The 2,652-nt window shown below is 66.5% G+C and carries 2 protein-coding genes; both read right to left on the bottom strand.

What is annotated here, in order from left to right; all coding sequences use genetic code 11:
* Positions 1-563: 563 nt before the first annotated feature.
* Complete coding sequence (locus ACWDA7_RS51945) at positions 564-773, bottom strand: hypothetical protein (protein WP_450615098.1); 210 nt, start codon at positions 771-773, stop codon at positions 564-566.
* 952 nt (positions 774-1,725) lie between these two features.
* The gene (locus ACWDA7_RS51950; protein WP_450615096.1) at positions 1,726-2,139 is read right to left on the bottom strand and encodes a DUF6233 domain-containing protein; all 414 of its coding nucleotides are present in this window, start codon (positions 2,137-2,139) and stop codon (positions 1,726-1,728) included.
* Between the last annotated feature and the right edge of the window lie 513 nt (positions 2,140-2,652).

Below are 2,652 nucleotides of genomic sequence, written 5' to 3' on the forward strand. Positions count from 1 at the left end.
AGCGTAAAGAACTCCCATCATCGCAGGTCACAAGGCACTTCTTCATTTTCCCAAGCGTCATCCACAGGCATCGGTCGGTGGATCGAGGCTTAGGCTATTCGCCCCCTCGGGGACCCACAATCCGGGCGGGGTTCACCATCAGTGCCGCAGCCTGTCGCTCGCGAAGACCGTGGAGACGGTGTGTACAGAGGCGGGGTTCTCTGGGGCGCCTCCGACACGCCGTCGCAGTGCACGGCTGGTGCGGAGGGGGCGTGACCTGGGAGGTACCCCGGCTCTCTGCGGGGCCGCCGTTCGGAGCGACCCACTCCAGTCTGTGCTACGAGGCCAAGACGTGTCACACAGGGCCAATGACGGCACCCCTCAAGCACCGAGGATTAAGGCGGGGAGCCACGGTGACAACCAGGCACCGCTCAGCACAACGGCCCCTGACCGTCAAGCGCTTGCTTGAGTCAGGGGCCGTTCACCTGCGCGGCGGTTGTGGGATTGGCCACACGGTGGCTCGCGCGATGGTGTTCAAGGCCGTTAGCGGCTTCCTTCGGCCGTTGAGACGTCAGTCGAGTCGATCAGAAGGAGGCGAAGACGCCGACCTGGTGGTACTGACCGACGGCGCCCAGGGCCTCGTTCTTGACTGCGTCGATGTGAGCCACGACGTCCGAGTCGCTGACCGCGGTCGGGCCGGCGATGACGCTGGCGTGCGGGCTCAGCCCGCCGGAGACGTTGTCGAGCTCGGCATCGGAGATCTCAACGGTCTGAACCTGGGGAGCGGAGTTCATCATGAGACTTCCCTTCGCATGGGTGATGTTCCAGAGGGAGAGCGGCCCAAAGGGGGACAGACTGCGGGCCGCGACCGCCGGCGCGCGACATCAGTTTCCGGAAACCTTCGCGGGGCCCCGGCGGCGCAAAGGATCCAATCACGGAGCCCGCCAGGCAGCCAATCAACTGGCCTCACCAACAGGACAGATGAACGTGTCGGCTTCTCATCTGTGCAGGATTTGACACGAATTCGGGGCAACTTCTCTACATGCCGCGTGGCATGGAGAGGCGACTGGCAGTGAGTACGACTAATCGGAACGGGGCACTCCGCCCCATCAAAGCCCCATCCGACAAGGCCCTTGTAGAGATCCAACTCGCCCCACGTCGCAGTTGCACATGCGATGTGCAGATTCCGAACAGGTCTGTGGTACGCACCGCCCCATCCCCGGAGGCGCGCGTGCTGGCCAGCGTCGAATCGTGCTCTGCTTGAGCAGTAGGGCGGGTCGGCACACCTACGCCAGCTTCCACCGACCGCGTTGAGGCGGGTGGCAGGAGACAGAGGATTCATCTGCCCGTCACGTGAATGCGTGTTGGGGGCGTGTTTCACGGGACCGTCCGGCCCCGATCCATCGCGACAACACCTCGCCACTTGCTGCAGTCGGTAGGCAGCGCGGCGACGGTGAGTGCACCGATTGTGGCCGATTCGTGACGCTGGCAAGTAGCGTCCCTCACAAGGGTGTTGGCCTCGCAACCATCTCCCGTCACCCGTGACACTCCAGTCGCACGGGCCGCTGAAGTGAGTGACCCCGGGTGGGGTTCAGGCGCCTGCCCTCTCAGGGGGAGGCAGCGGGCGTCATCGTGCAGGGGCAGGCTCGTTTACCCCCCGTGGCGGGTCTGCCCCTGCTCGCAAGGACAGGCCTGGGCGCATCACGTGGCAGTGGCGCCCAGGCCCCTTCCGTGGGCGGCGTGCCGTCAGTCGCCGAAGGGGAGTTCGGCGTCCGGTCGACAGACGACGCACGCGGCCAGGCCCGCGCGCAGCGCGGCAACGGCCTCGTGCGAGTCGACGCGACGGACCGGGGCGTCGTCGAGGTCGCAGCCACCGAGGTGCAACGAGGCAAGGTCGGAGCCCTCCCGCTCGACAACCTTGAAACCGGGCCCGCGATCGCCAGTGAAGGTGGGCAGCCCGGTCGTGCGCGGCCGGCTCGAGGGCGGTGCCGGCGGCTGCTCGGCGGGCTGCTGCTCGCCCTCAGCGTGGGCGAGGACCTCGGCGGCGGTGGCGTGCTGCACCTTCAGGTATGTGTCCACCGTGTCGTTGTGGGCGATCTGATCGTCGAGCCACTCGAGGATCAGGCGCAGGCGCTCGGGATCCGGTGGCAGCTGGCTCATGCGGTCGATTCAAGCATTGGGTCTGCAGGACTGCGGGGACCTGTTACCGGTCGGAGGGCCGGGGCCGTCGGCGCTCACGAGTAGATGGGTGCCGTCCGGGGCTTCCGCCACCGTGTGCCCGTGTTGGACGAGCAGGGCGGCGACCGCAGTCTGCACGACGGCTTGCATGCTGTTGCTGGAGGTTTTCGGCTGTTCCGCAGCCAGGGCGGTGAGGCCGTCCGAAGCTGTCCACTTGATCAAGACCCCGGATAGGGCCGCCGTCACCCGCAAACCTGGGCGACGGTCGTCGGCGTCATCGGCCAGGTCAAAGCCTGCCTGCGTGAGAGCGCGTGTGACCTCGGAGACGAGTTCGGGAGGCGTGGATGGCACCGAGGGCGCCTGCCCGGGCTCTCGAAGTTCACGCCTGGGAATGCGGTCAGGTGACCTTCCCCTCGTAGCGTGGAGGTGTGACTGAAGGGGAAGTTGAGGGTCATGGGTGGGAAGCGACGGTCGTATGACGCGCCGTTTCGTGAG

It is taken from the genome of Streptomyces sp. NPDC001156 (assembly GCF_053598275.1).